The organism is Vulcanisaeta sp. EB80 (assembly GCF_002078205.2).
The window spans coordinates 1-26,723 of sequence record NZ_LCWN02000005.1 but is presented as its reverse complement, the minus strand read 5'-3'; the positions used below and the strand labels follow the sequence as shown (position 1 = coordinate 26,723).

The 26,723-nt window shown below is 44.5% G+C and carries 23 protein-coding genes; 12 read left to right on the top strand and 11 right to left on the bottom strand.

What is annotated here, in order from left to right:
* Window positions 1-307: 307 nt before the first annotated feature.
* The 3 genes from B7L70_RS01875 (at window position 308) to B7L70_RS01865 (ending at window position 2,414) form a co-directional block, all read left to right on the top strand.
* The gene (locus tag B7L70_RS01875) at window positions 308-1,009 is read left to right on the top strand and encodes a nucleotidyltransferase family protein (protein ID WP_238376042.1); all 702 of its coding nucleotides are present in this window, start codon (window positions 308-310) and stop codon (window positions 1,007-1,009) included.
* Window positions 1,010-1,071: 62 nt separating this feature from the next.
* Window positions 1,072-1,854, top strand: coding sequence for a hypothetical protein (locus B7L70_RS01870; protein WP_081226205.1), 783 nt, complete (start codon window positions 1,072-1,074; stop codon window positions 1,852-1,854).
* Entirely contained in the window at window positions 1,851-2,414 is a 564-nt protein-coding gene (locus B7L70_RS01865) for a hypothetical protein (RefSeq protein WP_081226204.1), read from the top strand. Before B7L70_RS01870 ends, B7L70_RS01865 begins: the two co-directional genes overlap by 4 nt.
* A gap of 40 nt (window positions 2,415-2,454) precedes the next feature.
* Here the strand turns inward: B7L70_RS01865 and B7L70_RS01860 are convergent, their stop codons facing one another.
* Window positions 2,455-3,399 carry a hypothetical protein gene (locus B7L70_RS01860; RefSeq protein WP_081226231.1) on the bottom strand — a complete coding sequence of 315 codons (945 nt, stop codon included), beginning with the start codon at window positions 3,397-3,399 and terminating at the stop codon, window positions 2,455-2,457.
* A gap of 141 nt (window positions 3,400-3,540) precedes the next feature.
* On the opposite strand from B7L70_RS01860, the gene B7L70_RS01855 reads away from it, so the two are divergent.
* From B7L70_RS01855 to B7L70_RS01840, 4 genes are read left to right on the top strand one after another with little or no spacing between them, the layout of a single operon-like run.
* Window positions 3,541-4,992, top strand: a complete 1,452-nt coding sequence (locus B7L70_RS01855; RefSeq protein ID WP_081226203.1) for a cation diffusion facilitator family transporter — start codon at window positions 3,541-3,543, stop codon at window positions 4,990-4,992.
* Window positions 4,993-5,040: 48 nt separating this feature from the next.
* A complete protein-coding gene (locus B7L70_RS01850; RefSeq protein ID WP_081226202.1) occupies window positions 5,041-5,688 on the top strand; it encodes a DUF2067 family protein in 648 nt (215 codons plus the stop codon).
* A 24-nt stretch (window positions 5,689-5,712) separates the two neighbouring features.
* A complete protein-coding gene (locus B7L70_RS01845) occupies window positions 5,713-7,263 on the top strand; it encodes a glycosyltransferase family 2 protein (protein ID WP_081226201.1) in 1,551 nt (516 codons plus the stop codon).
* A gap of 57 nt (window positions 7,264-7,320) precedes the next feature.
* On the top strand, window positions 7,321-8,460 hold the full coding sequence (locus B7L70_RS01840) for a geranylgeranyl reductase family protein (protein ID WP_081226200.1): 1,140 nt from the start codon (window positions 7,321-7,323) through the stop codon (window positions 8,458-8,460).
* A gap of 36 nt (window positions 8,461-8,496) precedes the next feature.
* Here B7L70_RS01840 and B7L70_RS01835 read toward each other — a convergent pair whose 3' ends face one another.
* Both B7L70_RS01835 and B7L70_RS01830 read right to left on the bottom strand, forming a co-directional pair.
* Window positions 8,497-8,865: a TRAM domain-containing protein gene (locus tag B7L70_RS01835; RefSeq protein WP_081226199.1), complete on the bottom strand. Its 369-nt coding sequence runs from the start codon at window positions 8,863-8,865 to the stop codon at window positions 8,497-8,499.
* Window positions 8,866-9,025: 160 nt separating this feature from the next.
* Window positions 9,026-9,859, bottom strand: coding sequence for a metallophosphoesterase (locus B7L70_RS01830; RefSeq protein ID WP_081226198.1), 834 nt, complete (start codon window positions 9,857-9,859; stop codon window positions 9,026-9,028).
* 126 nt (window positions 9,860-9,985) lie between these two features.
* On the opposite strand from B7L70_RS01830, the gene B7L70_RS01825 reads away from it, so the two are divergent.
* Window positions 9,986-10,924, top strand: coding sequence for a hypothetical protein (locus tag B7L70_RS01825; RefSeq protein WP_081226197.1), 939 nt, complete (start codon window positions 9,986-9,988; stop codon window positions 10,922-10,924).
* Window positions 10,925-10,931: 7 nt separating this feature from the next.
* Here B7L70_RS01825 and B7L70_RS01820 read toward each other — a convergent pair whose 3' ends face one another.
* Window positions 10,932-11,564 (bottom strand): AAA family ATPase, encoded by a 633-nt coding sequence (locus B7L70_RS01820; protein ID WP_081226196.1) that lies wholly within the window; start codon window positions 11,562-11,564, stop codon window positions 10,932-10,934.
* Between the two features lie 130 nt (window positions 11,565-11,694).
* Here B7L70_RS01820 and B7L70_RS01815 point away from each other — a divergent pair, with 130 nt between their 5' ends.
* Complete coding sequence (locus tag B7L70_RS01815) at window positions 11,695-12,249, top strand: flavin reductase family protein (protein WP_081226195.1); 555 nt, start codon at window positions 11,695-11,697, stop codon at window positions 12,247-12,249.
* Between the two features lie 28 nt (window positions 12,250-12,277).
* On the opposite strand, the gene B7L70_RS01810 is transcribed toward B7L70_RS01815, so the two are convergent.
* The 6 genes from B7L70_RS01810 to glpK all read right to left on the bottom strand — a co-directional run bounded on the left by B7L70_RS01810 (window position 12,278) and on the right by glpK (window position 18,751).
* A complete protein-coding gene (locus tag B7L70_RS01810; RefSeq protein ID WP_081226194.1) occupies window positions 12,278-13,111 on the bottom strand; it encodes an alpha/beta hydrolase in 834 nt (277 codons plus the stop codon).
* Window positions 13,112-13,166: 55 nt separating this feature from the next.
* The gene (locus B7L70_RS01805) at window positions 13,167-13,637 is read right to left on the bottom strand and encodes an SRPBCC domain-containing protein (protein WP_081226193.1); all 471 of its coding nucleotides are present in this window, start codon (window positions 13,635-13,637) and stop codon (window positions 13,167-13,169) included.
* Window positions 13,637-14,926 (bottom strand): FAD-dependent oxidoreductase, encoded by a 1,290-nt coding sequence (locus B7L70_RS01800; RefSeq protein ID WP_081226192.1) that lies wholly within the window; start codon window positions 14,924-14,926, stop codon window positions 13,637-13,639. The genes B7L70_RS01805 and B7L70_RS01800 overlap by 1 nt, the downstream gene beginning before the upstream one ends.
* A gap of 2 nt (window positions 14,927-14,928) precedes the next feature.
* Entirely contained in the window at window positions 14,929-15,654 is a 726-nt protein-coding gene (locus B7L70_RS01795) for a glycerophosphodiester phosphodiesterase (protein WP_081226191.1), read from the bottom strand.
* Window positions 15,655-15,693: 39 nt separating this feature from the next.
* A complete protein-coding gene (locus tag B7L70_RS01790; protein WP_238376040.1) occupies window positions 15,694-17,109 on the bottom strand; it encodes an MFS transporter in 1,416 nt (471 codons plus the stop codon).
* 61 nt (window positions 17,110-17,170) lie between these two features.
* Window positions 17,171-18,751, bottom strand: a complete 1,581-nt coding sequence (glpK, locus tag B7L70_RS01785) for a glycerol kinase GlpK (protein ID WP_081226189.1) — start codon at window positions 18,749-18,751, stop codon at window positions 17,171-17,173.
* A 52-nt stretch (window positions 18,752-18,803) separates the two neighbouring features.
* Between glpK and B7L70_RS01780 the strand changes: the two genes are divergently transcribed.
* On the top strand, window positions 18,804-19,823 hold the full coding sequence (locus B7L70_RS01780) for an aminotransferase class I/II-fold pyridoxal phosphate-dependent enzyme (protein ID WP_081226230.1): 1,020 nt from the start codon (window positions 18,804-18,806) through the stop codon (window positions 19,821-19,823).
* Between the two features lie 108 nt (window positions 19,824-19,931).
* Here B7L70_RS01780 and B7L70_RS01775 read toward each other — a convergent pair whose 3' ends face one another.
* On the bottom strand, window positions 19,932-21,419 hold the full coding sequence (locus tag B7L70_RS01775) for a hypothetical protein (protein ID WP_081226188.1): 1,488 nt from the start codon (window positions 21,417-21,419) through the stop codon (window positions 19,932-19,934).
* 257 nt (window positions 21,420-21,676) lie between these two features.
* Between B7L70_RS01775 and B7L70_RS01770 the strand changes: the two genes are divergently transcribed.
* Window positions 21,677-25,594, top strand: coding sequence for an ATP-binding protein (locus B7L70_RS01770; RefSeq protein WP_081226187.1), 3,918 nt, complete (start codon window positions 21,677-21,679; stop codon window positions 25,592-25,594).
* Window positions 25,595-25,650: 56 nt separating this feature from the next.
* The gene (locus B7L70_RS01765; RefSeq protein WP_081226186.1) at window positions 25,651-26,493 is read left to right on the top strand and encodes a hypothetical protein; all 843 of its coding nucleotides are present in this window, start codon (window positions 25,651-25,653) and stop codon (window positions 26,491-26,493) included.
* The last annotated feature ends 230 nt before the right edge of the window (window positions 26,494-26,723 follow it).

The following is a 26,723-nucleotide window of genomic DNA, read 5'->3' as shown; positions in this document are numbered from 1 at the left end:
CACATGAATACCTTATTAACCCTAAAAACAATTTATCAGCGCTCCTAACGCTCTCGATTATGAGTAACGCACAGTACATACGTACATTTTGAAGTAGATATAGAAGGTCAAAGAATTATTTATGACCTTTATAACTCATAAGAACCTTTATCACCAAAACCCATAACAGTTATAACGCTAACTGTGTTCTTGAAATCTCATGAGTATCTTACCTTATTACCGAGGTGTTGAGTGAAGACCTAATTGGTTAAGCCACATACGTGTTAAGCACCTAATTCCTAATAAATCCTGGTTTATAATTATGATTGTGGCCACCACAGATTTCGGTGAAATCAAGGCTGTAATATTGACGGCTGGTCTTGGGGAGAGATTAAGGCCGCTCACGTACCTCGTTCCCAAGCCCTACTTACCGTTGCGCAATGGCTTAATAATAGAGCGAATATTGGATTGGCTTAAGTATCAGGGGTTGAGGTATGGTGATGTCATTGTGGTAACAGCGTACATGGCCGACAAGGTAGTTTCATTCCTCAGCAATGTACTTCGTGATGTTAAATTTGTGGTTGCGGATCAATTATTGGGCACGGCTGGTCAATTATGGTATGTTAGGGATTACGTTAATGATGGAGATGATGTAGTGGTCATTAACGGCGATGTATTAACAAATATATCCCTTCCTAAGGCATTGGAGTTGCATAGATCCAGTGGTGCTGATGTTACGATAGTTTCTGTGAGGTATAAATTAACGGCTAGGTATGGCGTTCTCGATATTGGGCCGAACGGTGAGTTTAAGGGTTGGCGTGAAAAGCCGGAAATAACATTGCCGATAGTCACTGGTATCTACGTAATGAGGGGGTTCACGATAAAGTGGTTGGGTAGGGAGAGGCTGGATATGAATAGGTATATAGAGAGATTGGTGGCTCTCGGAAGGAGGGTTATGGTTTATGTGGATGATGGTGGTTACTATGTGGATCTTGGGGTACATAGTGATTACGTTTCAGCGTTGCTTTGATAATTGCCCATGTATCAATGAACGCAACATATATAAGTAATGAAATACAGGACTAAGTAACAATGGCAAGGGCTGTCTGTCCAGGTCTTGAAAGAACAGCCAGTGGATACCTATGCACATATGCGCAACGATCAATTAATCCATTCCAATGGTACTGCTTTGGTGATTATTATGAATGCCCAATATATGTTCAGTACATGAGAAGTAGGGGTGCCCAGGCTAAGGCTGAGACCAAGCCTGCACAGACCATTCAGCCACTACAACAACAGCAAACCCAACAAGCCGTGACCGCGACCGCAACCACCACGGTGGTTACTACACGTACTGAGACAACATTGGAGGCTGAGGATGAGTTGATAAGGAGCAGTGAATCCATAATAGCTAGGTTCGAGGGTAATGCTAAGGCACTTAATGATAAGTGGAAGGATTATGAGAGTTCGGTTCAATCCGCAAGACAGAATTGGGACACTGAGAAGGCTAAGTTAAGGAGGTACATTATGATTCTTGAGAGGATACGCAATAAGTACGGTGATGACCTTAAGGAAGTAGAGCTTAGGAGGAGTATGGGTTTGATAGATGATGACACGTACAATAAGCTTAAGGATAGTATTCAGAAGAGGTTTGATAAGGTTGATAATAAGCTTAAAGAACTGAACGCAAGATACCAAGAGATAGAAAACACAATAAATCAACACTACAGGAGACTACTACTAACCACCGTAACGCCTGAGGTGAGCAAACTCAAGCTATCCCTGGCCAAGCTAGAGGAGATGTATAGGGATGGTAAAATAAGTAAGGAGGTTTACGAGAAGCTCAAGGCGGAAATTGAGGGGGTGATATCATGAGTGACGAGATGCTGAAGATATATGAAGAATTACTAAGGCAAATTAATAGGGTTTATGATAGTTATGTCGAGCAAGTTAAACGCCTAAATAACATGTGGTCTGACTATAAGTCGGCGGTAAGTAACGTAAAGAGGAATTGGGACGCCGACAACGTACTACTTATGCTTAGGATTAATGAACTCAGGGCAAGCATAGACTCAATACGCGAGGAGCTAGACATGCTCAAGGTTAGGAAGGAGCTAGGACTAATTGATGAGGAGGGGTACTCAAAGACATCCGCGGAACTGACAGATACGCTAACCAAGTTATCGAACATGTATGAGGAGGCTAAGTCGAAGGTTGATGAGATAGATAAGGGCATTAAGGAACATTGGTTTAGATCTATGGATGTCACAACCTTAACCACAGACCAAGTAGATGGTATGATAAAGGAGCTCGAGGAGAACAAAGCTAAGGGTGAGGTTCCTGAGGATGTTTATACGAGGATAAAGTCTGATTTAGAATTAATTAAGAGGGTTGTTCAGGCTCTGGCACTAATAAAGACCGAATCCAAGGCTTAGTTTTAAACCTCCAGGATGGATTAATTAGGTTAAAACTACCTCATTTTGAATTCATGTCATGTAATTTTACGGCCTCCCTATAGGACTTTATTATCCCATAGAGCCCTATTATGCCTACAACGGATATCACGAGCAAGAAACCAATATCAACTGCGTCCAGGTTTGGTATCGGTATTCCCGTACTTATCGCCCAAGCATCTATCTGCGGCAGAAAGATTATTATGAGCCCAACTAGCGCGAACACGATGCCTCCGTAGTACAACGTAATACCTGCCGTCTTCCTACCAACATACTTAATCTCCTCCTCGCTAAGCTTCTTAGCCCTTAACAAACCACCAAACACTGCACCAAGTATTACCTGCATTATCATGGTACCAATACCAAACATTAGCCCAGGTAACGGTGCATACCAAATGCTTGGCATTTGTGGCGCAAGTACGAATGTTATTATCGATGCATAGGCCCCAAACCCAAACCCCGCTATTAAGCCGTGAACTATCGTCATCTTTATTGGCACCTCCCTCGGGTGAGCCTCATGGAGCGGTACCCTCCTCGCCTCATTGGTGTGGTGTTTATGCCCACCGAGTAGCACATCGAAGGGTATGTGTATATACCTGCCCCTTAGTATGTACGAACCGGCTATCGCCATTACTAAACCAACTATGAAGTACACGGGACCGTCTAAATTATACTTCATGTAGAAGTACGCCAAGCCTATGAAACCGAGTGTCGTCAAGAATGCCCTCTGTATTGTGAAACCGAGTGAGAATAGGAAGCCTGCCTTTATACCACCCCTGGTGCTGTACTCACCAACTGCATAACTGAAGGTTATGGGCCATGTGTGTTCGTCAGGTGTTATGCCATGAAGCATGCCTAGAAATAAGGATACTATCAATATCTCACCAACCGTTAGTTGACTAGGTGGGTGTAGTAGGAAGTTTATATTAAATGCCCCGAGCCCCAGTATCGTAAGTGCTACTCCCATAATTACCATATTAATCATTGTCGATAGACCATTTCGTGCCAATATCATTAGGGTAACCCTAAAGTGCGAGATTAATAAACCCTTCGCGTCCTGGATTGCGTAAGATTTAAAAATTCAATATCAATTTTGATATCGGAAATTATGAAAACCCATAGACTAATTAATGACCCCAGTGAAGTAAAGTTGGAAGAAATGGGGAGGGTTTCATCGATAATGAGGAATGAGAAGACTAGGATAGCGTTCCTATCCCTACTCGCATCTGTATCCATAACAATAATGAACGCGGTGGCTTGGCTATTAACGGGTTCTTTGGCTGTGCTTGCCGAAACCATGCACACAACATTAGATATCCTAGTAACAACAATAACCCTTGTGGCTGTGGGTGTGGGATCTAAGCCGCCCGATAAGGAGCATCCTTACGGTCATGGTAAGGCTGAGAGTATTGGCGGCTTGTTTGGTTCATTATTCATAATAGTTACTGGCATACTCATTGGTTATGAGAGCGCTGAGCGTTTAATAATGAGAGTTCCATTCAGTCCAGACCCTGTGGCTGCCGTGGTCATGGTAATAGCCATAATAATAGACCTAAATAGGTCAAGGGCGCTGAAGAATGCTGCCATTAAGTGGAATAGTAGGGCCCTTGAAGCTGATTCCTACCACTTCATGAGTGATGTGGCAATATCAGCATCGGTTATTGCTCTAATAATTATGGGTAAGTTAATGGATTTATTGAGCCCAGGGCTATTTAATATATGGGGCACAGTTCTCGATTCCCTACTCGCATTCGGCATAGTCATCTACTTCTCAATAATTGGTGTTCGATTAATAAGGACCTCGATAGATGAGCTTATGGATAGGACGTCCGAAGACCTAGCAAGAAGGGCTACGACTGCTGCCATGTCCGTACCTGGCGTGTTGGCGGTTAAGGATGTTAAGGCGAGGAGGGTGGGGTCCATGGCCCATATAGAGATTACGATAGGCGTTTCAGACCATTTAGACGTGTCCGACGCTCATAGGATAGCCGATAATGTTGAGTCCGCCATTAAGCGTGATGTTGGCTCGTCCATGGTGATGGTTCATATCGAACCAATGCTTCGTGAAAGAATTGAGAAGGCACTTGCGGGGGTTGAGGATCCAGTCTTAGTGAATGTTCATGAACTCAATATAGTTAATTCACCAAGTGGTGTTGTGGTTAGTATGCATGCTGTGATAAAAAGCGATGCCAAATTGGAGGATGTTGATCGTGCTATCAAGAAGATAGAGAGTAGCATCAAGGGTGTGGTTCCTGACGCAAGGGTTTGGGTTCACGTGGAGCCTGATAAGAGCGTGATCAACGTCAACGAAATTAAGGATTTGGCTAACGCCATTAGTTCCAAGTATGGTGGTTATGTGGGTGATGTGCAGGTGATTAATGTTCATGGTGTTGATGTTATGAGGGTACTGGTTTATTTACCACCGGGTATTGACGTTGTTACTGCGCACAATGTTGCAACTGAGATAGAAAGTGAGATAGCTAAGGCGTACAGCATGCCTCACCACGTTATTGTCTCGGTACTGCCAATAAACGAAACACCCAATGCTAAACAGGGCTAGGGTTGGCTAAGCTTATTAAGCCAATTTTATTTGATGCAATGATTAATTGTGCGTAGGGAGTTGGTGTTCACGTTCAACAATACAAATGAGGCGTTGACATTCATGGAGATTGTTACGAGCAGGATTAAGAGCAAGGAATTACTCATTAAATACGATGTTAGTGGTGGCATCAGGGTTCATGTTTCCATACAGGGCGAGCCCCATGAGGTTGAGCTTTATGCCGTAGAAATCAGGAGGATATACAATGATGTTAGGATGATGAGGGGTAGGTATGGTGTTCGAACATACGACATATCGCTAATACTAAATAAGGCTAGGTTGAAGGCTGCAATGCCGATAGATATAGTAATCGATGCTATGCATATTATGGGAATAAACGCTGAGATTGAGGGTTCTAAAATTAGAATAAGGGATTCTCTAGGGCTTGATGATGTCGTGAGAATGATCGAGAAAATGTCGGAGCTCTATCGCGACATGCTCGATATGGACATCTCAGCCCAGGCTAAAAGGGTCATAGCCATATACTCATTCGTAACAGGGAAGCCCATTAAGGATTGTATAATTGATTTGCTGAACCATGAATTAATAACTAAGTATGGCGACTCTGAGTTGTTGGTGCTTTCCATGGATTATGACCATGCCTTATTGAGGCTTCAGGAACTGATTGAGAGGGAGAGAAAACCAAATAAAGACTAAGCGCGGTGGGTTAGGCATTACCGAATGAGCGTGAATGAGCCAATAAGTATTGAGGTTAGGGAACTAACTAAGCAATTAATTCAGCAGTACATAATGAACCAATACCCCTGGGGACTAATAACAAGACCCCTAACACCCATCTCCCAAGCTGTATTGCTAATTACGTACATTATAACCATAGCAATGCTGATACTAAGCCTACTTCAAATAATAGTCCTTACTAAGTACGGCATAAAAAGCCTGGGATACCTAAGGGAGGTGAAGAGTGCCGTTGATCAACGCAATAAGGCTTTAACGAGTAGGTTACCCTTCGTAACAATATTAATTCCCATAAAGGGTGAAAGTACATTAACGATAGAAAGAAGCCTACAAAACATAGCTAGACTCAGTTACCCAAAGGATTTGTTTGAGGTGATATATATAAGTGATGATCCTGAGTATTACGTAAACAGCATTATCAATATACTGAACAATCTATCACATAGGCTCGGTATTAATGTTAAGGTGATCCATAGAACCGATAATTCAGGGTATAAAGGTGGTGCGCTTAATTACGGGCTTAGGTATGCTAAGGGTGATGTAATAGCGATATTCGATGTCGATACAATAACACCAAGTAATTACCTGCTAAGTGCCGTTAATAAATTAATGATGGGGTATGATGCAGTCACGGCTGTTTGGAGGGGTTATTACACAGTCGATAATGCCTTCTCGAGACTTATGAAGTTCATGTATGACGTGTACAATGAGGTGTTCATTAGGGGTAGGTTTTTGAGCAATGGTTTTCCTGCGATTAGTGGTAATAATATTGTTATTTGGAGAAAGGTTCTCAATGCGGTAAATGGTTTTTGTAGATGTACTGGTGAGGACCTTGACCTGAGCATTAAGTTAAGGGCAATGGGCTATAGGGTGGGTCTCATTGACGAGTTTGTTGCCTGTGAGGTACCGTCTACATACCCATCACTGAAGAAACAGTTTAGCAGGTGGCTGTTTAATGGCATATGGAACATGAAACATAACCTACGCTTGTTATTAACCTCAGGGAAAGTCACCACGTGGGAGAAGATTGATGGTATTCTATGGATGCTTCAATTCCCCAGCATATCCTTCGCCGCATTGTCAATGCTAATAACGCTGGTGCTATCAATAATTGGTGTACTCATACCGCCAGCACCAATATTATTCCTTGAACTCCTAAATGCCATTATAGTGCTTTCATTATTCGTAGTATTACTAGTATTGGGTAAGCACGTTGGTTATAGCATACCTAATTCTGTAATTCAGATGACTAGGAGCGCGTTGTTGATGATAGTGATGTCGTTTCCAATGCTTGTATATTCGCTTGAGTCCCTGGTAACGGATGAGTGGGAGTGGAAATCAACACCCAAGGGACCCATTAATCCTAGATCCACATCCCTGAGGGATTTAGTTCATGAATTATCACTAATACCGATAATAATAATCACGATTGTGATACTAATTCTAAATAATCAAATAATCACAATACCATACATAATCAGCATTATTGCAATACTGGCCTATGGATTAAGGTTCGTAATCGCATACGCACGTTAACTCAAGAACTAAGCAGGCATTAATTTAAAGAGGGAAGAAGTATGTACGAAGTTATAAATGAGTAGGGCCTATGACGTTGTGGTGGTTGGCGCAGGACCCGCGGGATCGATGGCCTCATACGTAGCAGCAAAACTCGGTCTCAAGGTACTTATAATTGATAGGTTTCGCTTCCCGAGAATTAAGCCGTGTGGTGGTGGGTTAACTCAAAAGTCAATAATGCTACTTCAGAATGTGGGCATTGATCCTGAACCCGTTATTCGTAATTACTGCGGTAAGGTTGTGGTTGTGAATAATGCTGGTTCCTTCGTTATTACGGATAGTAGGCCAATAATAAGTATTGTCTCTAGGGATGAATTCGACAACTACCTACTATTAAGGGCGTTGGATGAGGGGGTTGATTATGTTGTTGATAGGGTGATGAGGATCAGCTATGATGAGGATTCTGTGAAGATAGTTAGTGTTAACGATACTTACATTGGTAAGTATGTCATAGCTTCTGATGGCGTCAATTCCGTAATAGCTAAGGCGCTTGGTAACGACATTAGGGCTAACACGGCGATTGCTTTCATGACGATAGCCCACGGTAATTACTTTGATGATACTTGCATAATAGATATGACGAGAATCAAGTGGGGTTATTCCTGGGTATTCCCGAGGGGTGATGGTGAGTACGATGTTGGTATGGGCTCAATACACTGGGGCAACTATAGAACTCAATTAATAAATTACGTGAATAAACTAGGATTAAGGGAGGGAGTTGTATTAGGTCACCCGATACCTATCAAGCACCGTAAAATCCTAACCACAAAACGCATCGTATTAACAGGCGATGCAGGTGGTTTTGCAGACCCAACAACAGGTGAGGGAATATTCTACGCAATGTACACGGGCGCATTGGCAGCCCTTGCATTAAGAAAGTCAGGTAGTCCACAGGATTTCTCAAGAAATTACCTAAACCTCGTTAATCCACTAATTAGGAATTTATCACTGGCTTACTACGTATCCCTGGGTACCTACGGTATTGATAACCTAATCATGGGAAGATTGGACATGAGCGCCTTCTCCATCGATGGCACGGGCAACTTGATTAAAAATGTAATGAGCGGTAGAGTTTGGTACTCCCAAGTCATCAAGTCCATGGTGAAATCATCATTGATTAAGGGTCTCACTGTGATAATGAGGAAAACCCTAACCTGATTTTTAATACTGTAGATTTAATAATTTACGTAATCGCTACTCCTCAGACTCCTCCTCAAATCCTTCGCTTTCCCCCGTCTCTTCGCCGGCAGTCGTACCCTGCTGTGCCGTTGACTCGCCTCCCTGGGTTACCTCAGCGACTGCGTACGATCTACCTATCCTGGTTATCTTTATCTTAACCTTATCGCCGGGTTTCGTATTTGGTACGAAGATCACGAAGCCCTTAACCCTCGCTATACCATCGCCCCTCTTTGATGTCTCGACTATCTCCACTTCGAGCACATCGCCAACATTGACTGGCTTAGGACCCCGTGAACCTCTACCCCTACCCCTTTGAAAACCTCTCCTTCTCGGTCTCTCGGATTCGGACGTAGTAACCGCCTTACAGCAATACCAATAAAACAACCCCTTTATAAATCATTCGTATACACCTAATCGATCACCACCCCGTAGCCCACAGGGTTTAAAAATACGGATTACCATACAGCATTACTGGAAGAGTGGGTGATGACCACTTCTGATGGGGATTAATGACCGTGCCAGCCCCAGACTGAGTGTTCATGGTTTATGATTCTGACCCGATGTTCACTATTTTCAATGAGCCCTCACTTAGCACTGCAATGCTTGTCCTGGTGCCCGTATAGGGTCCTGCCTTGGATGTGAATACTGTCAGGACCTTATTTCCGTGGTTCCATTTGAAGCCTTGAGGCACATACTCGTGCCCACGGATTATCATTTTCAGACCACTCTCATTAAGGAACCTCTCCGTCACCGCCTGGCCAAAGACGTAGGTGCCCGGACCTCTCATTATGTTCGGTTCATGCTCTTTTACATAATCTGATGGGTCATTCCATAGTAACTGGAATGTCGTTTCATTGCTTGGCAACTCATCAGGCTTGGGTAGTTTAGCTATGTTGTCTATACTCACGTGCTCTATGGACAAGCCTCCATGAACCAGAAAGTACTCATTATTGAGGATTGCGGCTATGGGCATTTGGGAGAATATATCTTTCAACTTATCATATAATGGATCTCCGTCATAGGGACCAAACCTCCTCAATAACTCCATGTAGAACCCATACTCGTAATTCGTTATTGGCGACTCATGATTACCCCTCAGTAGGGTTGCCCTATGGTCCAGGAATAACTTAAATGCCAGGTACAACGTTTCGATTTGGTGCTCACCCCTATCCACGTAATCACCAAGCATTATGTACAACCACCTATCCGGTGGGTATGCCCTAATTATTTGCAGTAATGTGTCTACATCACCATGTAAGTCGCCTATGATCACAGCTTTATCGGTAGAAACCCTAATCAACGGCTCATACGCGCTAAATACTTCATATATCTTATCAAGATTGCTCCTCATGAATTCCTTAATCTCCAGGAGATCCACGTACATGCCTAGTAAGCAATTATTTAAATAAGTTATACTAATTCTTACGCTGGTGATCCGTTTTCGTAATTACGATGAAAAAGTACTTAATAAGTTTTTAAGTTTATAATTTCAATCATTAATGAGATGAACACGCTGGAAATACTCGTTAGAATTAAGCGGATAACCGAGGACATGGTCAAGGAGGCATTCATTATAAAGGCTATTAAGGAGGACTCCATACTCTCACTAGGCACTGAGGATATAATTAACCTATACCCATACAATGCCTATGACTATAGGGTCGATGGCAAGAATCTGGACTACGTAATGACTGAGGACTCCGTAACACTCCTAGCTGACCTGGCAAAAATCAATAATTGGACCGTAGACAATATTAAATACGCAGAGTACAACGACTGCCTATCAATAAGCACGAGTGAGGGAACTTTGACAATCACGTGTAAGGATAAATCAATACGTGAGGGCGAGAGAGTTACCTATATTGATAAGATATTGATGAGGAAGCATGGGATTGATGTTAGGGTAAAGACCGTGGGTAACGAGCAACTAACCCCCCTTGAAAGAATTTTTGAAAACCCAACAAACGTAGTAATAGAGGGCCTAATAACTCTACCACTCTATTTCGTAATTAACCCGACGCACCTGGGTCTTGACATACTTGCGGACACGTACATATACCTACTCACTAAGGGACTGAATAGAATACCAACAAATACCGACGCCGCCGAGTACCTCATAAGTAAGAATAAGCTCAGCGATAACTACATTAGGGTGTACATATTGAGGAAGGACCTTGAGGCGCTTAGGGATTACTTCGATGTTAGAATTGACGAGAAGAGTGGATCGATTGAGTACGTAATAAACGAGAGCCGTGTACTCTCGGCTTCATTTATCCAGGGAAGCTTGAATCCTGACCTTCTTAAGGTCGACTGGATAGATATGGAGGCATTTAGGATAAATGGGGTAAACATAAACCTGATAGATATGGGTAGTACGAGTATACTCGATTGCTCAAAAATACTAATTGATAGAATGAGGGAGGAGTTTCGAGGATTGCTGTGATGTAACGTTACAGGAGCACATTACCATCACTCAGCACATTACTTAGTACCGTATCCCTATTACCCCATTTCCTAAAGTTCCTAAGTATTATTCCAGGGGTCTTCATAATCGCATTGCTGTAGTTAACCCCAATCCTTTGAGCAAACATCTTGAGCTCATCATCCCGATACACAATACTGAACCTTAGTGCGGAATGCAGGAACTTTATTAGGTGTTCTAACGACTCCAAATCATTACCTACTAACAGCGGCACCGTAAGTGACGCAATGATAGAACCATTAAAATTCAAGACCTTATTAACAAAGCCCTGGGAAATACGAGGCACTGTGAATACCGCATCAATGTCGTCAATAAGCAGAACCCTCGCGTTTGGATCATAATCACAACCAACAAGCTTTACGGACTTAATGCCGAGTTCATTATAAGCGTTTATGTAGACTGTAGGTATCCCCAATCCCCTCAATTTTCTCATTATTAGTAGTAACGCCGTCGTCTTACCACTACCAGGCTCACCCATAATAACCAAAGCCCTCCTCCCCATACCCACCATATCCACAGCCCACTTAACGGCCTCCCTAATCGATGAACCGACGAGGGTTGATTCATCAACCTCCCCACAATTAATTACATAATCGCTCATCAATAATCGGTACCCTACGAGATAAAACTAACATATACTTACAATAACGAGTAATCCACATGAAATATCGAAATATTACTGAGGCATGAAGGTGGGAATTATTAAGTAACCGGTATTGCACTTATACGGTATGCAGTTCATCGAGTACAAGGGAGTCTTCTACAGACTGCTTCATCCGAGACTAACGATTCTATTGATTACCCAGTGCCCAAACGGTAGGGTCAACGTGATGCCAGCGAGCTGGAATATGCCAATATCCGAGGAACCACCAACCATAGGCGTTGCCGTGTACAGGGAAACATACACGTACCAATGCCTCAATTACCACCCGGAGGCTACAATAAATGTGCCCAACATTGACAGTGTAGACCTAGTTTACAAACTAGGTTCAGTCTCAGGTAAGGACGTAGATAAGGTTAGGGAATTCAGGCTGGAGTTAGTGCCTAGCGATGTGGTTAAGGTACCGACCTGGAAGGGCGCGATAGCCGTCTATGAGACCAGGGTCATGAATAGGCTAGATGTTGGTGAATCAACACTATTTGTCTTTGAGGTATTGAAGGTCAAGGTCAGGCCGGGCATAGCTGATGAGTGGGGCTTCGACTTCGGTAAGGTGAATATACCACTACATGGTGCAGGCAGGGTTTTTCATAGGGTTGAGGCGCGCAAACTCTTTGCTAGGAGGTAGTATATTCATGCCTTATCGAGTATGGCGTTCATTGGGTATGCCTTGCTAACCAGTTAAGTATGTCTTTATAAACGATGTCCCTATGAACCTCATTTAGTACTTCATGGTACATGCCCTCGTAAATCCTCATAACCTTATCACCAACCCTTAACCTATTAAAGACCTCCTCGGTAGCCCTTGGTGGCACTACCCTATCCTCGGCACCGTGAATCATCATTATTGGTACCGATATATTATCGATATATTTCCACACCGATTCTGACGCCTTAACTAATTCATACATCAATCTAACCGTGGGTTTCTTAAAAACTAACGGATCATTTATGTAATTCTTCACAATACTATCATCGTGAGTTAAGTAGTTCGGGTTTATGGGGAGGTTGAGCCTATACCTTGGCGATAATGTATTCAGTAATGATAATAAGAACCTCGAACTCCTACCAACCTCAACAATAGCTGCCGCACCACTGGTTATAGCCGCGTGAATACCCCTACCTACCCTACCTAGGTAATGAAGCACTATTAACCCACCCATACTATGCCCAAACAGTATGGTTGAACTAACCCCGGTCCTTCTAAGCACGAACTCTATAAATTCCTCAAGATCCCTAATGAATAGGTCAAAACTATCAACATAACCAAGGTCCTTAGGGCTCGCCGTTAATCCATGGCCTCTTAAATCACTCATACATAGCGAAAAACCATTACTCGCCAGAAACGCACCAAAATCATTATACCTACCACTGTGTTCTGCAAAGCCGTGAACACCAACAACCGTGCCCATGGCTTTATCCGCCAACCAACACCTATAATAGGCATTAATGCCCGTAGCCAGCGAAACCCTATCCTCAATTCTCTGCATGTGGTTAGTTAATTATTGCCAATGTTTTAAAGAGTTCATGTAAATATACTATATATCACCTCGATAGGCAATTAATGAAACCATTAATCGTATCCTCCGATATCTTCTTAACTAATGAATCAATATTAATGAACCTACCCATCATCTGCAGCAACTTGCCTAAGTTGGCCGTGGCATCCCAATCAATCTGCGATGAACCACCTTTATCAAGGACCCTTATTACTAATAAAATACTTATTGCGCTACCCGCAGCCCTACCATCGACCTTATACCTAACCTCATCATTCGCCGCGCTCACGATCTCTATTGTAGCGTCCGTAGTTATTCTCCTGAGCTCCGCTATCGGCACCTCATCACCTAGGTCAACCCTAAACCTAACCCTGGCCTTATTTCTATCCAAAACCTCATGATTAACCACATTGGGTATGCATTCCACAGCCCTTGACAGATCCGTTATTAAGTCCATAACCTCTTCCCTGGGCTTATTCACCGTAAACGACCCACTATAGCGAAGCTCCTTAGACATCATAACCACCCAAGCCTCCTCCTACTATCCCTAGCCACCTCGCCCATTAATAGGGTTAGGACGGCTACTCTACCTCTATCCTCATCAATACTGCCCCTGAAGCTCAGGGCTAAGCTACGTAGAGACCCATCAAGCTCTCCTAGATCCTCATATAAGTTAGCCCCAAATAGTTTATAATCCCTGGTAATCGAGGGTTTAGCAGAACCAAGCATCTTAGCCACCTCATCGCTTAACCTCTCACCAACCAACCTACCTGTGGTGAACTTACCACCAATGACAGTGACCATATTGCTGGGTTTCTCATGCTTAATAACCATGAAGTCCCTAGTGGCTTCCCTAGTATCCACGCCAGGTATCTTGATGAGGGGCCTAACTGAGGCGTATGCCCTAATAACGTTTGTTTTAACGAGCAATGGGACCATTTGGGAGCCCTCTGATGTTAGAAACTCAACGTCTTCGTCGGAAATAGATACGCTGTCGGGATCCTCTATTATGGCCGCAGTTGTGCCCATTATTGATGTTGAGCCGTAAGGCACGAGTATGTCACCATCCGACGGCTTCCTCATCCTATTGATTACCCTCTTGGTTAATCTACGTTGATAAACAACCATGACACCCATAGTCGGCATCACATCCACAGCAACACCAGCTAAAGACGCCACATGACCAGCCCAGGGCCCCGCTGCATTAACCACAACATCACTCTCAACCCTCCTAACATCATTGGTATAGCCATCCTTAACCTTAATACTGGCAATTTTATCGCCATTAAGTTCAAAACCCACAACCTCCATATTCTGCGCAATCAATGCGCCCTCCCTATATGCGGAAATAGCCACGCCAAATAATAAGTCCCTCGCAAAAACAACCTTATCCGGAACCTCAACCACAGCCTTAACCTCAGGGTTAAGGTTAGGCTCCTCCCTAAGTGCCTCCCTAACATCGACAATTCGAAAATCGATGTTGGCCCTTCTTAAACCACTGATGAACTCCTCCTGGAAATCAAGATCATCCTTATCGATAGCCACAAAATAGCCACCGGTATCCTCAATAGCGTGCGGGGCGATCCTAGCCATAATCCTATTCTCCTCGATGCACTCCACGGCAGCCCCTGGATCAGTTACAACATACCTAGCACCACTATGTAGAAGACCATGCATTCTACCACTTGTGCCACTACCTACAGAGCCCCTTTCAAGGAGAAGTACCTTAAATCCCCTTAGGGAGAGGTCCAAGGCTGTGAATAATCCATTCACGCCACCACCAACTACAACGACATCAAATCCCATACCTAAATCACCTTTCCAGCTCTGGTAACCCGTAAAATCCTATCTGGGTAATTACTTGTGATATCATCAACACCAATACTCATTAGATACCTCGCACGCTCCTCGTCATTCACAGTCCACGCACCAACCCTAAGACCAAGCCTATGCGCCAACTCAACACCTCTCTCATCAATTAGGTCTTGGGATGGGTGCAGCCATTGAGCGTTCAATTTCTTCGCTACGTCGATGAACCAGCTTATCCTGCCTATGAATATTATGCCTACCTCTATGTCCCTATCTATAGCCCTAACGTTGCTCAAGGCATCATAATCAAAGGATATCACCTGGGCATCAACCCCATAACGTCTAATCAACTCAACAACCTTCCTCTCAATTTCAGGGTAGTAATCACTACCCCTCTTAATCTCGATCTTGTACTTAATCCTCCTACCAAACTCCCTAAAAACCTCCTCAAGCGTCGGCACAGAAACACCACGCCACTTACCACCGAACTTGGCACCAGCATCTAACCTCTTGACTTGCTCAAGAGTTAGATCCCTAACATAACCATTACCATTGGTGGTCCTGTCCACGGTGAAATCATGAATGACAACAACCTCACCATCCCTAGTCATGTGGACATCGAGCTCAACACCATCAACACCCATCTCTACAGCTAACCTAAAGGACGGAATGGTATTCTCCGGCGCATACCCCATGGCACCCCTATGACCAAAAACAAGCACCATATAAAATCACCTATTTCATTTTAAATAAGTAATAAAGCTTCACCTCCCCCTCTCAGTACCCACGGCACTTATCTCAAGCTTTGGATGAAGACCTGGACACTTGGTTCTTGCTACTGCAATCAACTCAAGAGGTATTCCCTTAGTCTCAGGCGTGCAGAAGAGGGTCCATATGAACGCTATGAATGTGACTATGACTAGGAACTCGAAGAACGTTAGCTTACCTAGCGTAAGCGCTATGTAGGGGAATTCAAATGCGCTGAGGAAGGACACGAACCTAGTTATTGCCGTCGCCGAACCCATCGACGTCGACCTAAGCTTAGTTGGGAACAATTCAATTGCATATAGACCCATCGTATTTCCAGGACCTAAATTCCCAATACCATACCAAAGTATTAAACCAATAACACCAATAATAACAGCCACCAAGCCAACTAAGTATGCACCTATGGCAACAAAAACCATACCCAACGCCGATCCACCAAACCCAATCAATTGCAAAACCCTCCTACCAGCCACATCATTTAAGTATGCAGCTCCAAGGGCGCCCAGGAATCCAGGTATGTAAAGTAGTGAAGATAATAAGATTGCTAAGGCGCCCTTAAAGCCAAGCATTGCCAATATCGCTGGTGCATATAATCCAAAGCCGTAAGAACCAATATCATACAATATCCATTGCGTCCAAACAATCACGGTCCTCCTTCTGAAATCACCCTTAAATAACCATCCCCAATCCCCAGGTCTTACGTTAGCCATCATCTCACGCTCAATCTGGATAAGCTTTGATATTTCATCCTCGGATAAACCAGTTACTACTGACAAGCGCTTAGCCTCACTCACAGCATCCTCAGTACCCTGCACAGCAACACGCCAACGAGATGATTCAGGCATGGTGGCCCTAAGAAGCACAGTTATTAATGCGGGTATTGAACCAAGACCCAGCGCCCACCTCCATCCAATTATGGGGTTCCATATGTATAGGTAGTAACCAATTAAGAAGGACACGAGGGCGCCAATACTCCAGAATGACCAAACCCAACCGTAACCCATGCCACGCCTCCCTGTTGGGTACATCTCAGTGGCATACACAGGGCTTAATGAGTAATCAGCACCAACACCCCAACCGACAAAGAACCTAAACACTATCATCTCGATCATATTAGTAGCCACGGCACTGAGCACAGCAAAAACAACAAAGAACAATAAATCCCAAACATACAAATATCTCCTACCAAGCCTATCCGAATAATGACCAAATACTAACGCACCAAACATGGCGCCTAATAATGCTGCACCACTAACGAAACCTAGTTCAAACGATGTGTAAGGCCAGAATTTATATTGAAGCAGCGCGTATGTAAAGACACTTATTACGCTTAAGTCATAACCATCGAGGAAGTAACCCATTGCGGATAGCACAGTGTACGTACTCCTTTTAGGTAAATATTGACGCCCCATGCCAAAAATGCCTAACTATATTCTATTTAAGGACTATAAGTATATAAATTATATATCATGGTTAGTCTATACCGTACGCCCAGGGAACCTCCTTAGCCCAGCCTAGGGCTCTTTGGACTGCCGCTTTCCATCCCCTATAGAGCCTCTCCCTGGTTTCAGGGTCCATGGTTGGTTTAAACACCCTATCTAGAGCCCAATTATTCCTTATTTCATCGAGACTGTTCCAAAATCCCGTTGCAAGCCCTGCGAGGTACGCTGCACCTAGGGATGTTGTTTCAAACACCTTTGGTCTCCAAACTTCTATACCTGTTATGTCGGCCTGAAACTGCATTAGGAAGTTGTCCTTTGCTGCACCGCCATCAACCTTAATCCTCGGTATTCTCAACCCCGCATCGCTGATCATCGCCTCAAGAACATCCCTCGTTAAGTATGCTATTGACTCCAGGACAGCCCTAGCTATGTGCCTCCTCGTGGTACCCCTGGTAATACCAATTATCAAGCCCCTCGCATACTGATCCCAGTAGGGTGCGCCCAAACCAACAAATGCTGGAACGAAGTATACGCCACCCGTATCGCTTGCTGACGCAGCTAATGGCTCTATTTCGTCAGACACCTCTATGATCTTAAGCCCATCCCTAAGCCATTGAACAGCAGCGCCCGTGATGAATACGCTACCCTCGAGCGCATAATACGCAGTCTTCTCCTCGGTGGCGTAAAAGACAGTGGTGAGTAAGCCACTCCTTGAGTATGTGATGCTTTTGCCGATGTTTAGGAGTATGAAGTTTCCCGTCCCATATGTTGATTTAACCTCACCAACCTCAAAACCTGCTTGCCCAAATAGGGCTGCCTGTTGATCACCAGCGTCACCACAGACAGGTATTGATATGCCATTGAATAGTTTGGCTGATATTTCAGGCCCTGTATAACCGTAAAACTTCCTATCGCTTGATGGCCTAGGTAAAGGTAGGATGTCCCTGGGTATCCTACCCTCTATTTCCAACAGCTCATCATCCCAATCAAGCCTTTGTATATTGAATATCATGGTTCTCGATGCATTACTATAATCAGTGACGTGAGCACCACCCCTCTCCGGCGTAAGTACGTCCTTGCTACCCCTCGTTAAATTCCAAATCAACCAAGTATCAATCGTACCAAAAATAACCTCACCTTTGGCAGCTTTATCCCTAAGTCCTGGTACATTATCAAGCAACCACCAAACTTTAGTCCCTGAGAAGTAGGGGTCAGGAACCAACCCAGTTTTGGTTTTTATGGTATCCATATAATGGGCCCTTAAGTAATCGATTTGAGGGGCTGTTCTTCTATCTTGCCAAACAATCGCGTTGTAAATGGGCTGCCCAGTCCTTGGATCCCAAATAACAGTCGTCTCCCTCTGGTTAGTGACGCCAATTGCAGCAATCTCCCTAGGATCCACCTTAGTCCTCTCAATAACCTCCTTAATAACCAACATCACCTTCTCCCAGATCTCCAATGGGTCATGCTCAACCCAACCAGGCCTAGGGTAGATTTGGGAATGCTCACTATAAGCAAAACCAACAATTGAGCCATTATGGGAAACCAGCGCAGCCCTTGTTCCTGTGGTGCCCTGATCAATCACTAAGACAAAGCCGTCCTCGTGATTCATACCCTAAATCATGGCGGGTACTCCTTAATAAGGACCACCCATGGAATATGCCGTGGAGATTGGGCACTTCACATGGCTTAGGACACACACCGCCAAATACAACTTATCGAGCAGCGGCGTGATGCCGATAACACTCGACGAATTATTAAAGCTAGGCGAGCCAGGTGATCTGGTTCAGGAATTAACAAGCCTATACACCATTGATAGGGGAAACCTGGCATTAACCCACGGCACCCAGGAGGGAAACTTCGCGGCGCTATCGGCATTAAAGGAGCTGGGCATTGAGGAGGTTGTGACGGTGATACCCGAGTACGAACCAATAAGGGCCCTACCAAGATTCCTAGGCCTGAGGCAGGTCGAGGTTGGGATTCACGAATCCCTAACCGAAACCTTCAACCATGTCAAGCCGGGCACCGTCCTCTTCATCTCAAACCCAAACAACCCAACAGGGATGTACCTAAACAAGAAGTTGCTTTGGGAATTGAGCGACATATTAAGGCACAAAAACGCCTATGCCGTGCTAGACTCAATATTCCTTGAATTCGTGGATGAAGACCTCAGGGAACTACCTACTGAGAACATGGTCTACACATTCAGCACATCGAAATTCTACACAATGAACGAGCTAAAGGCAGGCTGGGTAATAGGCGAGGAAGACATAATCAAGAGGATTAACGGAATAATAGACCTAGTAACACCCCTAGTTCTAAACCTAGATCTAGGCTACGCAGCAATACTAATCAGAAACAGGGAATGGATCAGGAAGAGGAACATGGACATAATAATGCCCAACGCCGAGACACTGAGAAACCTCACCAAGGCCCTAGGCAATAAGGCCAAGGCCCACTACAGCAACTACATGCCAATAACTTACATAGAGATAAATTGCCGCGGACTAACAGGGACGGTACTCGCTGAGGAACTACTTACTAAGGATGTACTGGTAGTCCCAGGGAAATACTTCGGCAAAGACAACGGCATAAGGATAGGGCTAGGCACCACCAAACCCAAAGACTTCGAAACCGCAATGAAAATAATAATCGATGTCATAAACAGTGAGTGCCACGACTAACAAATATAACACACCACCAACAATCAATCACCTAGCCAAACATTAATTAAAGAAGAAGAATCAACATTAAAACCATATTCTGGGACCGGGATTCGAACCCGGGACCTCTTATGGTGGCTTGTTGGTCATCACGCCAGCGTTATTTTCGGTAGTTTCTCCATTATTTTCCTCGGCACGTGCTGTTGTATTAGGCGTTTGCTGTGGTTGTATCCGCTCTTTAGTACTATTGCGCGCATTATCGGCATTACCATCTTGTGCCTGATCAGCAATGAGCTGTTTTGCCAGTATGAGATTTAGGTTTATCCTGTGGATTCCTGTGGCCACTATAATAGGGATCTTTAATGTATCTGTATTCCGCGGCTTACAAATGTACCCTTTTACCTTAATTTTTCTCGAAACTTGGTATTTAATTTCGTAGTTCTTCATTAAAAGCGTAAGGACTATTAATGAGCCATTATTTTCGATACAACCTGGAAATTCGATTAGCGCCTTCGCAACGCATTGGAGTAACCTGGCGCTGAGGAGTTGGGGTACACCGGCAACATCACGGACATCGCAAGCCTCTTCACGCACATTTATACTATTTGGGCATTTCCCCAAGCAATTCCCCAGTATTGTCCTCAGGTTATTCACTATACGACCTATAACTGCTTCATCCACGCAAAGCGGTTGAGCCCCAAGGCTTGAGAGTGCTGTTTGTAGGTTTTTGATGCATTGCGTCATAAGCTCGCTAACGAGTGCGTCTACACTGTTTTCTCTACTGTCTTTAATCACCAATTCATTACAGGGAATTAAAGCTGTGACCATGGATGTCTCATTATCCTTCTCATTTTCGTGGGTTAATAAGCTGATGATTGGCGATGGTGTAAGTAAATCGTTAATCACTATCGCTATTATCATAAGTATTTTCGACAATCTACGCCCAAATTTCGACAATTTACGTCCAAAGGCTCCTTTCACTATTGATGCCAACGTAGTAAACCTTGGCATAATAACATCAAACACGTTATTGACAAGCTCACGTTTAGCAATACCCATAATGCCCCCGCGCACCTCAGCTTCACGTGAAGCACTGAGGATCTCGCAAGTAAGTGCTATCCAGAATACGGCTATAGCCAAATACATACCTTGCAAATTCATTATTGGTAAGTCGAGCACACGCTCAATAAATAGGAGGGTGAATACCAGGGCAAGCATGTAAGGAATTGCAATAGCCGCAAATAATGCAAAGGCCTTCCCAACACTAATTTTATTGTTGGGTGATGTTAGTTTTTCAATAACTCTATTAATGAACGCCCCAATGGAGATATCTTCATTAAGTTCCTTAATGACTTCGGGCAACATACCGACTACGTCCTTCGCAACCTCATCAATCGAGACTTTATTAAATAACCACCAATTAGAGACCAAGGTACACATCCAAAACGCTATCGTTAGTGGTAATACGAGTATGTTCATATATGGTGATTTAATGCTGCTAAATGCGTATGCTATCATGTATGCTGAGGAGATTTGGAAGGCGATGGCTGAGACTTGGCGTGGCTTATTCCTCAAATTCTCAAGCAGTAGTCTAACGAACAATTCCTCATAACTCATTATAATGAGTTGGGCATCATGATTTTAAATCCCTTCCCTTACTCTACGTGTTTCATTATACTCATCATGAATTTTTATGGAATTACTGAAGGATTTTAGATTGCCATGGGCATGATTTCATGCACTAGGTATTTTATGCTCGACTCATTACCTATATTTCTTTAGTGAGACATCGAGAGCGTACCTACGGGGTTGTTTGTGCCGTTCCTTACCCCCAGCACTAAGCATTTTAACCTCCAGGAGTTTTCGGCAATTGAGTGACTAATCAGCAAGGCCCTACCGTGGATTTAGAGGAGGCTAAGAAGGCTATTCAAAAACTTAGTCCCAATAGTCTTTGCTTGGGTGGGTTGCTTGATTTGGGGGGTGTTGTTGGTGGTGTGGTTGATAAGCGTGTTGGCGCCTTCTTGCTGGGTCTTTTTGGTGTCGGCCCCATTGGCAGTTTAGTGGGTGCTGGTATTGCTGAATTGGTTAGTAAATTGCTTAGGCGGTTGCTGGAGAGGTGGGGCATTGCTAAGAATGAAACCATCGAGTGCCTCAGGGACATAGTTAACGCAGCTAGGGAGGCGAGTAGGTACATTGATGATGAGGGGCTTAGGGACGTTGTTGAGGAGGTAGCCAGTAAGTGGGGTTGGGACGTTGACACTTTCAGGCGCTTCGTAAAGACTGCCGCAGGCAAATCCGTAACCGAGGACGAGGTCAAGAAGATGATTGAGGAGGCGCTGGAGGATATTGAGGAGGAGTTAGAGAATATCAAGAGGAACATTGAAGAGAAACTACGTAAGGTTGAGAGTAAGATTGAGGGTTCAAAGATCGGCATAGGTATCTTCTTCCTTAATGATGTCGAGAACGGCTTACTCTACGGCAACTTCATTGTTGAGGGTGGGGTCCCGAGGATTAAAACCCTGCTGGGCACCGCTAAAAATGAGCTAGTGACTGACTTAATCGATGTTGGTAGGTTTCGTGAGGTTGCCGAGGGCGTGTTCAGTAGGTTGGTTAGGGATGGTAGGGTTGTGCTTATTGGTCCTAGGGGGATTGGTAAGTCGACGTTAGCCACGTACGTGGCTTGGAGATCACTCCTCGGTGGTTTGGGTAGCGTGGTTCTTGATAAGTCGATGGATGCCGTGATACGTGTCGACTCATTAAACCCTATAAGTGCAGCGAAGTTAAACAACCTGGTTGAGGCCACTGGTAGGAGGTTTGTAGTGATTTACGACCCATCACCAATCGAGGCCTACATAGAGCCCGAATCCATGGGGGAGACGGGGTATGATATTAAGAGCATCATGAAGACATTGAAGGAACTCCTGAAGATAAGGAATACATGGGTGATCGTGGTCCTTCCGAAGGAGCTTTATGATGAGGTTTCGAAGAGTGAGGAGTTAAGGAATATTCTGGATGAGATTAAAAGTTACATAATCGATATGAACCTTAGGGATGAGGAGTTCCTCAAGGAGGTCATCAAGAAGTACTCCGGGTGTGATGACGTGAGTGATGACTTGGTTAAGGGGGTCATGGGCTTTGACTCCTACACCCTTGTTGCCAAGTACGCCGGCATCTGGCTACGCGAGAGGAGGTGCGAGATTAAGGAAGTTAATGAGGCATTGAGGGAGAGTGCTGGTGAGCCCAAGTTATTCTTCGCAAACTACGTATGGAACACAATACTCGGGAAGAGCACGGACCTGGCTAGGAGGGTTTCTGTATCACTAATCCTCCACGCAGCCTTCGGGCCAATACCCGAGGGGATCACGTACATAACGAAGGCTGGGATTGAGGGTGGGGGTTGGAAACTCATTGATAGGGATAGGCTAGCTAAGTCGAAGTTGGAGGACTTGAGGGAGGCTGATCTAGAGTCAATCGCCAAGTGGCTCTCGACAAGGCATGAGGACTTGATCGAGGAGACACTTGAGGAGTTGGTTGGGTTGCGTGGAGAGGGGGCGAGGAAGCAGTACATCGGCCATGGATTTGAGGATTTCATTAAGGCTTTGGATTGGGGTTATGAAAAGGCCCTAGAGGAGGTTAGGGGATTGGGCCGTGAGGTAAAGCCTGAAGAGGTTGAGAGTAACTTGTTGATTTTCGTTAGCGAGAGACTCAAAAACGCCCTAAAACCATACACAAACTGCTGGAAAAGAACCGCATTAATCATTGGGCACGCCCTGGCTGGATATGACTCAGTACCTAAGCCCGAAGACTTGCCTAAGGACCTACTTGAGAATGTTGCTAAGTCCCTCGGTGATGCCTTAAATGGGTGTGAAATTGATGATTACCTACTCATCGATAACGAAATCTCATTACTAATATGGTACCTAATCAAGAATAATTATGTACGTGACTTGACCGAGGCATTCATCGAGAAGTACGATGAGGTTGTTGACGAGGTGAGTAGAGTTCGTGACACCGCCAGAGGTAGGGGCATTAGTGGTGCTGAGGCGTTTTATGGTCTTGGGCTAGCCTCAATAATAGCCAAGGCCGTTAAGTCAGGCAAGCCCATCAAGTCCGCTGATGCCGATGCGGCATTACGCTTAGCATCATTCGCTATGCGATTTATCACATCAAGAGACTATGTTAAATCAATACTACATGCCTTAGAGCCATTGCGCGGTAAGGCACCACAGAGGTATCTTGAATTACTAGCCCTGGCATCGGATATAGAGAACCTCGACCGTAATACGGTTAAGCACATACTTAATGAGTTAAATACAATCATAAACAATTACGGCAATAGTGTTAAGGAGTACGCCCCATCTATGGTATATGCGATACGCGCCTACAGCAACCTGATTGGGAGGTATCTTTTGTATTTCGATAGAGAGGAGGTTAGGGATATGGCTGGTAGGGTTGTTGATATACTCAATGAGTTGGGCAGACTCAGTCCCAGCCTAGGCTTCATTGCTTGGGCATTTGCGTTAGCCCCAGCATTAGTGCATGAGAATGTGAGGGAGCTTATGGAGAGGGGGCTAAGTGTTGATGTGGTTAGTAAGGTTAATAAGGTTAATGAGGTCCTTGAGAAACTAAACAAGATGAGGGGAAATGTTCGGGAGTTAATGAGTGATAAGGTCTTCATGAGTTATGTAGAGTCTAGGTCAATAAGGACTGACGAGGAGAATGAGGGGGCGGTTAAGATGTCAATCGAGGCTGCAATCCTTGATGCTGCATTGTTTCTTAAGCACGCATTGGCGCTTTATAAACTTAATAACGATGAATTTGATGAAGCGGCGAGACTATTTAATGAGGTAGCCAAGGAGGATAGAGAAATCGGTGTCTATGAAAACTACCTAGCTAGTCGTAATTGGACATTGCGTGTTGAGGCGATTAAGGGCTCGTTGGTTGGCGATGAGTTGGTTAAGAAGTTTCAGCAATTGTACGAGGAGACCTTTAGTAAAGAGCATTTCAGACTCACGGTTATATACCTCAGTTATGCATCGCTTATACTTAGTAATTACCTCGTATCCCTAGCCCTAATCAACGACGTTAAGAAGATCCACGAACTGCTTAAGGAGCATTGGCAAGTGCTGGAGACTGATTACGAGGTCTCTGTCCTGACCAGGCTAACACTCAATGCCCTACTTAGTCCAAAGGATAAGTTAGGCGGTGAGCTTAAGTATGTGCTAGTTGTTGAGCCTTGGGAGTTAATCGTGGCGTTTGAAGACAGGATAGATAGTGAGTTCGCATCAAGTTTTATCTTTAGGTTTATGGGGCTTGAAAATGCGGAAAATGCGTGCAAATCAGTTATGGGTTCAACAGGGGAAGAGAACTATAAAGATGCCGTCTTGACAGCCAAGGGAGATAGTGCCGCCGTTGAGCAGTTAAGAAGGAAGTTAATTAATGATTTTCGTGAACAAATCTTAAGAATAGAGAAGTCAAGCTGGTTTAGGGGACTTGGTTTTGATGATAATGCCTTGGTTAGCGAATTTAAGAAGTTAGTAAGCGGGCTTGATTGTGAGTCCCTAGTCCAACTACTCGCCCCCATAGACCCAAGGGCTCAGTTAGCTTTCATGCTTTATTCATTGATTGATGGTAACGAGGAACTAGCCAAGGCACACGCACTCATGGGGGTTGCATATGCTACCGAGAAGCTGCCCGCGAGGTTGCTCCTTGAGGCATACAGGGCGTGTTGTGACTTGAAGAGTGAGTCGTTTAGGCGTGCCATCGCCAGGCTCTTCTTCTACCACGTTTAGTCCTTGGTTGGTGAGGGCTGTGCCTAACTTTACGAGGTGAGGTTTTATATTTTGGTGTGGTTGTTCTTGTGGTGGTTGAGAACTCACCCTGCATTGCGGGTGTTGATGGCTTCCTATCCTCGATTATTAATGAGGTTGTTGATTACCTAGTTAATGGTGATGTGCCTAGTCGCGTGCTTAAGAGTGCCATAAACAGGAGGGTTAGTAATGCCGTGAGTAGGATAATGGGTGTTGTGCATGTGAAAGGCCATAGGTGGCCATCAACCATTGAATCCATACTGTCGAGGACAGCCCACGCACTCCTCAAGGAAACCGCGTTGGGCGTGAGATCGAGTAGGTTTATTCCATCACTCACGGAGTTCTGCGCCTATATCGATGAGGTGAGGGCGGTGATATGCGGCTCGCCTGACCTATTGATCCACGACTTGAGGGGTAAATCGGCATGCCTTGTTGAGTTGAGGTTGGCACCAACCTTCGGCGACTACACGCCGTTCATCAAAATGGCAGCCATCAAGCTAGCCATTTACTCATGGCTATTTAGCAACTACTATGTTGGAAACAGTGAGTGGCAGTTATCCTACATAGCCCTAATACACTACGCGAAGCAAAGGGGCAATGCGCTGGATGCGGTGCTCCACCCAATATGCATTAGGGTCACGGACACGATAAGGTCATTCATAACCAACGCCTACAGGGCTTGGAGGAACAAGTCAACGGTTAGGGTTAGTGATTGTAGGTTGGCGAGGTTGATCTATGGGAGGAGGTTCACGAGGTGCGTGAATGAGGAGGTCTTGATAGACATTCCGAGAGATATAGCCTCAATAAACGAGGCAATAAACAACAAACTATTCAGGAAATGGAAGACACTACAGAGTGAGACTTCGGAAAAGCCACGATAAAGCCTTATTAAGCCTAATGAGTAAAATAAAGTGGAAGCGAAAATGAGTCCCCAAGCAAACCACCCCGGTCTAGCCGGGGCGGAGGCTTGGGGATGATTCAATTAGTGGTTACGACCCAACCCACCGTGGGTGTGGGTTGGGGAAACTACGTGATCGCTTGGCTGCTTACGTACAGCGGGAGCAACTGCAAACTATGGCAATACGCCTATGGGAAGTGCCAAGAGTCGGAG

What these genes read in the sequence shown, in the direction of transcription:
- B7L70_RS01810 (WP_081226194.1), bottom strand. Translation starts at nt 13,111, where the DNA reads ATGCAGAGAATTGAGGATAGGGTTTCGCTGGCTACGGGCATTAATGCC.
- glpK (WP_081226189.1), bottom strand. Translation starts at nt 18,751, where the DNA reads ATGAATCACGAGGACGGCTTTGTCTTAGTGATTGATCAGGGCACCACA.
- B7L70_RS01825 (WP_081226197.1), top strand. Translation starts at nt 9,986, where the DNA reads ATGAACACGCTGGAAATACTCGTTAGAATTAAGCGGATAACCGAGGAC.
- B7L70_RS01815 (WP_081226195.1), top strand. Translation starts at nt 11,695, where the DNA reads ATGCAGTTCATCGAGTACAAGGGAGTCTTCTACAGACTGCTTCATCCG.
- B7L70_RS01860 (WP_081226231.1), bottom strand. Translation starts at nt 3,399, where the DNA reads ATGGGAGTAGCACTTACGATACTGGGGCTCGGGGCATTTAATATAAAC.
- B7L70_RS01865 (WP_081226204.1), top strand. Translation starts at nt 1,851, where the DNA reads ATGAGTGACGAGATGCTGAAGATATATGAAGAATTACTAAGGCAAATT.
- B7L70_RS01790 (WP_238376040.1), bottom strand. Translation starts at nt 17,109, where the DNA reads ATGGGGCGTCAATATTTACCTAAAAGGAGTACGTACACTGTGCTATCC.
- B7L70_RS01800 (WP_081226192.1), bottom strand. Translation starts at nt 14,926, where the DNA reads ATGGGATTTGATGTCGTTGTAGTTGGTGGTGGCGTGAATGGATTATTC.
- B7L70_RS01845 (WP_081226201.1), top strand. Translation starts at nt 5,713, where the DNA reads ATGAGCGTGAATGAGCCAATAAGTATTGAGGTTAGGGAACTAACTAAG.
- B7L70_RS01795 (WP_081226191.1), bottom strand. Translation starts at nt 15,654, where the DNA reads ATGGTGCTTGTTTTTGGTCATAGGGGTGCCATGGGGTATGCGCCGGAG.
- B7L70_RS01870 (WP_081226205.1), top strand. Translation starts at nt 1,072, where the DNA reads ATGGCAAGGGCTGTCTGTCCAGGTCTTGAAAGAACAGCCAGTGGATAC.
- B7L70_RS01855 (WP_081226203.1), top strand. Translation starts at nt 3,541, where the DNA reads ATGAAAACCCATAGACTAATTAATGACCCCAGTGAAGTAAAGTTGGAA.
- B7L70_RS01840 (WP_081226200.1), top strand. Translation starts at nt 7,321, where the DNA reads ATGAGTAGGGCCTATGACGTTGTGGTGGTTGGCGCAGGACCCGCGGGA.
- B7L70_RS01775 (WP_081226188.1), bottom strand. Translation starts at nt 21,419, where the DNA reads ATGAGTTATGAGGAATTGTTCGTTAGACTACTGCTTGAGAATTTGAGG.
- B7L70_RS01820 (WP_081226196.1), bottom strand. Translation starts at nt 11,564, where the DNA reads ATGAGCGATTATGTAATTAATTGTGGGGAGGTTGATGAATCAACCCTC.
- B7L70_RS01805 (WP_081226193.1), bottom strand. Translation starts at nt 13,637, where the DNA reads ATGTCTAAGGAGCTTCGCTATAGTGGGTCGTTTACGGTGAATAAGCCC.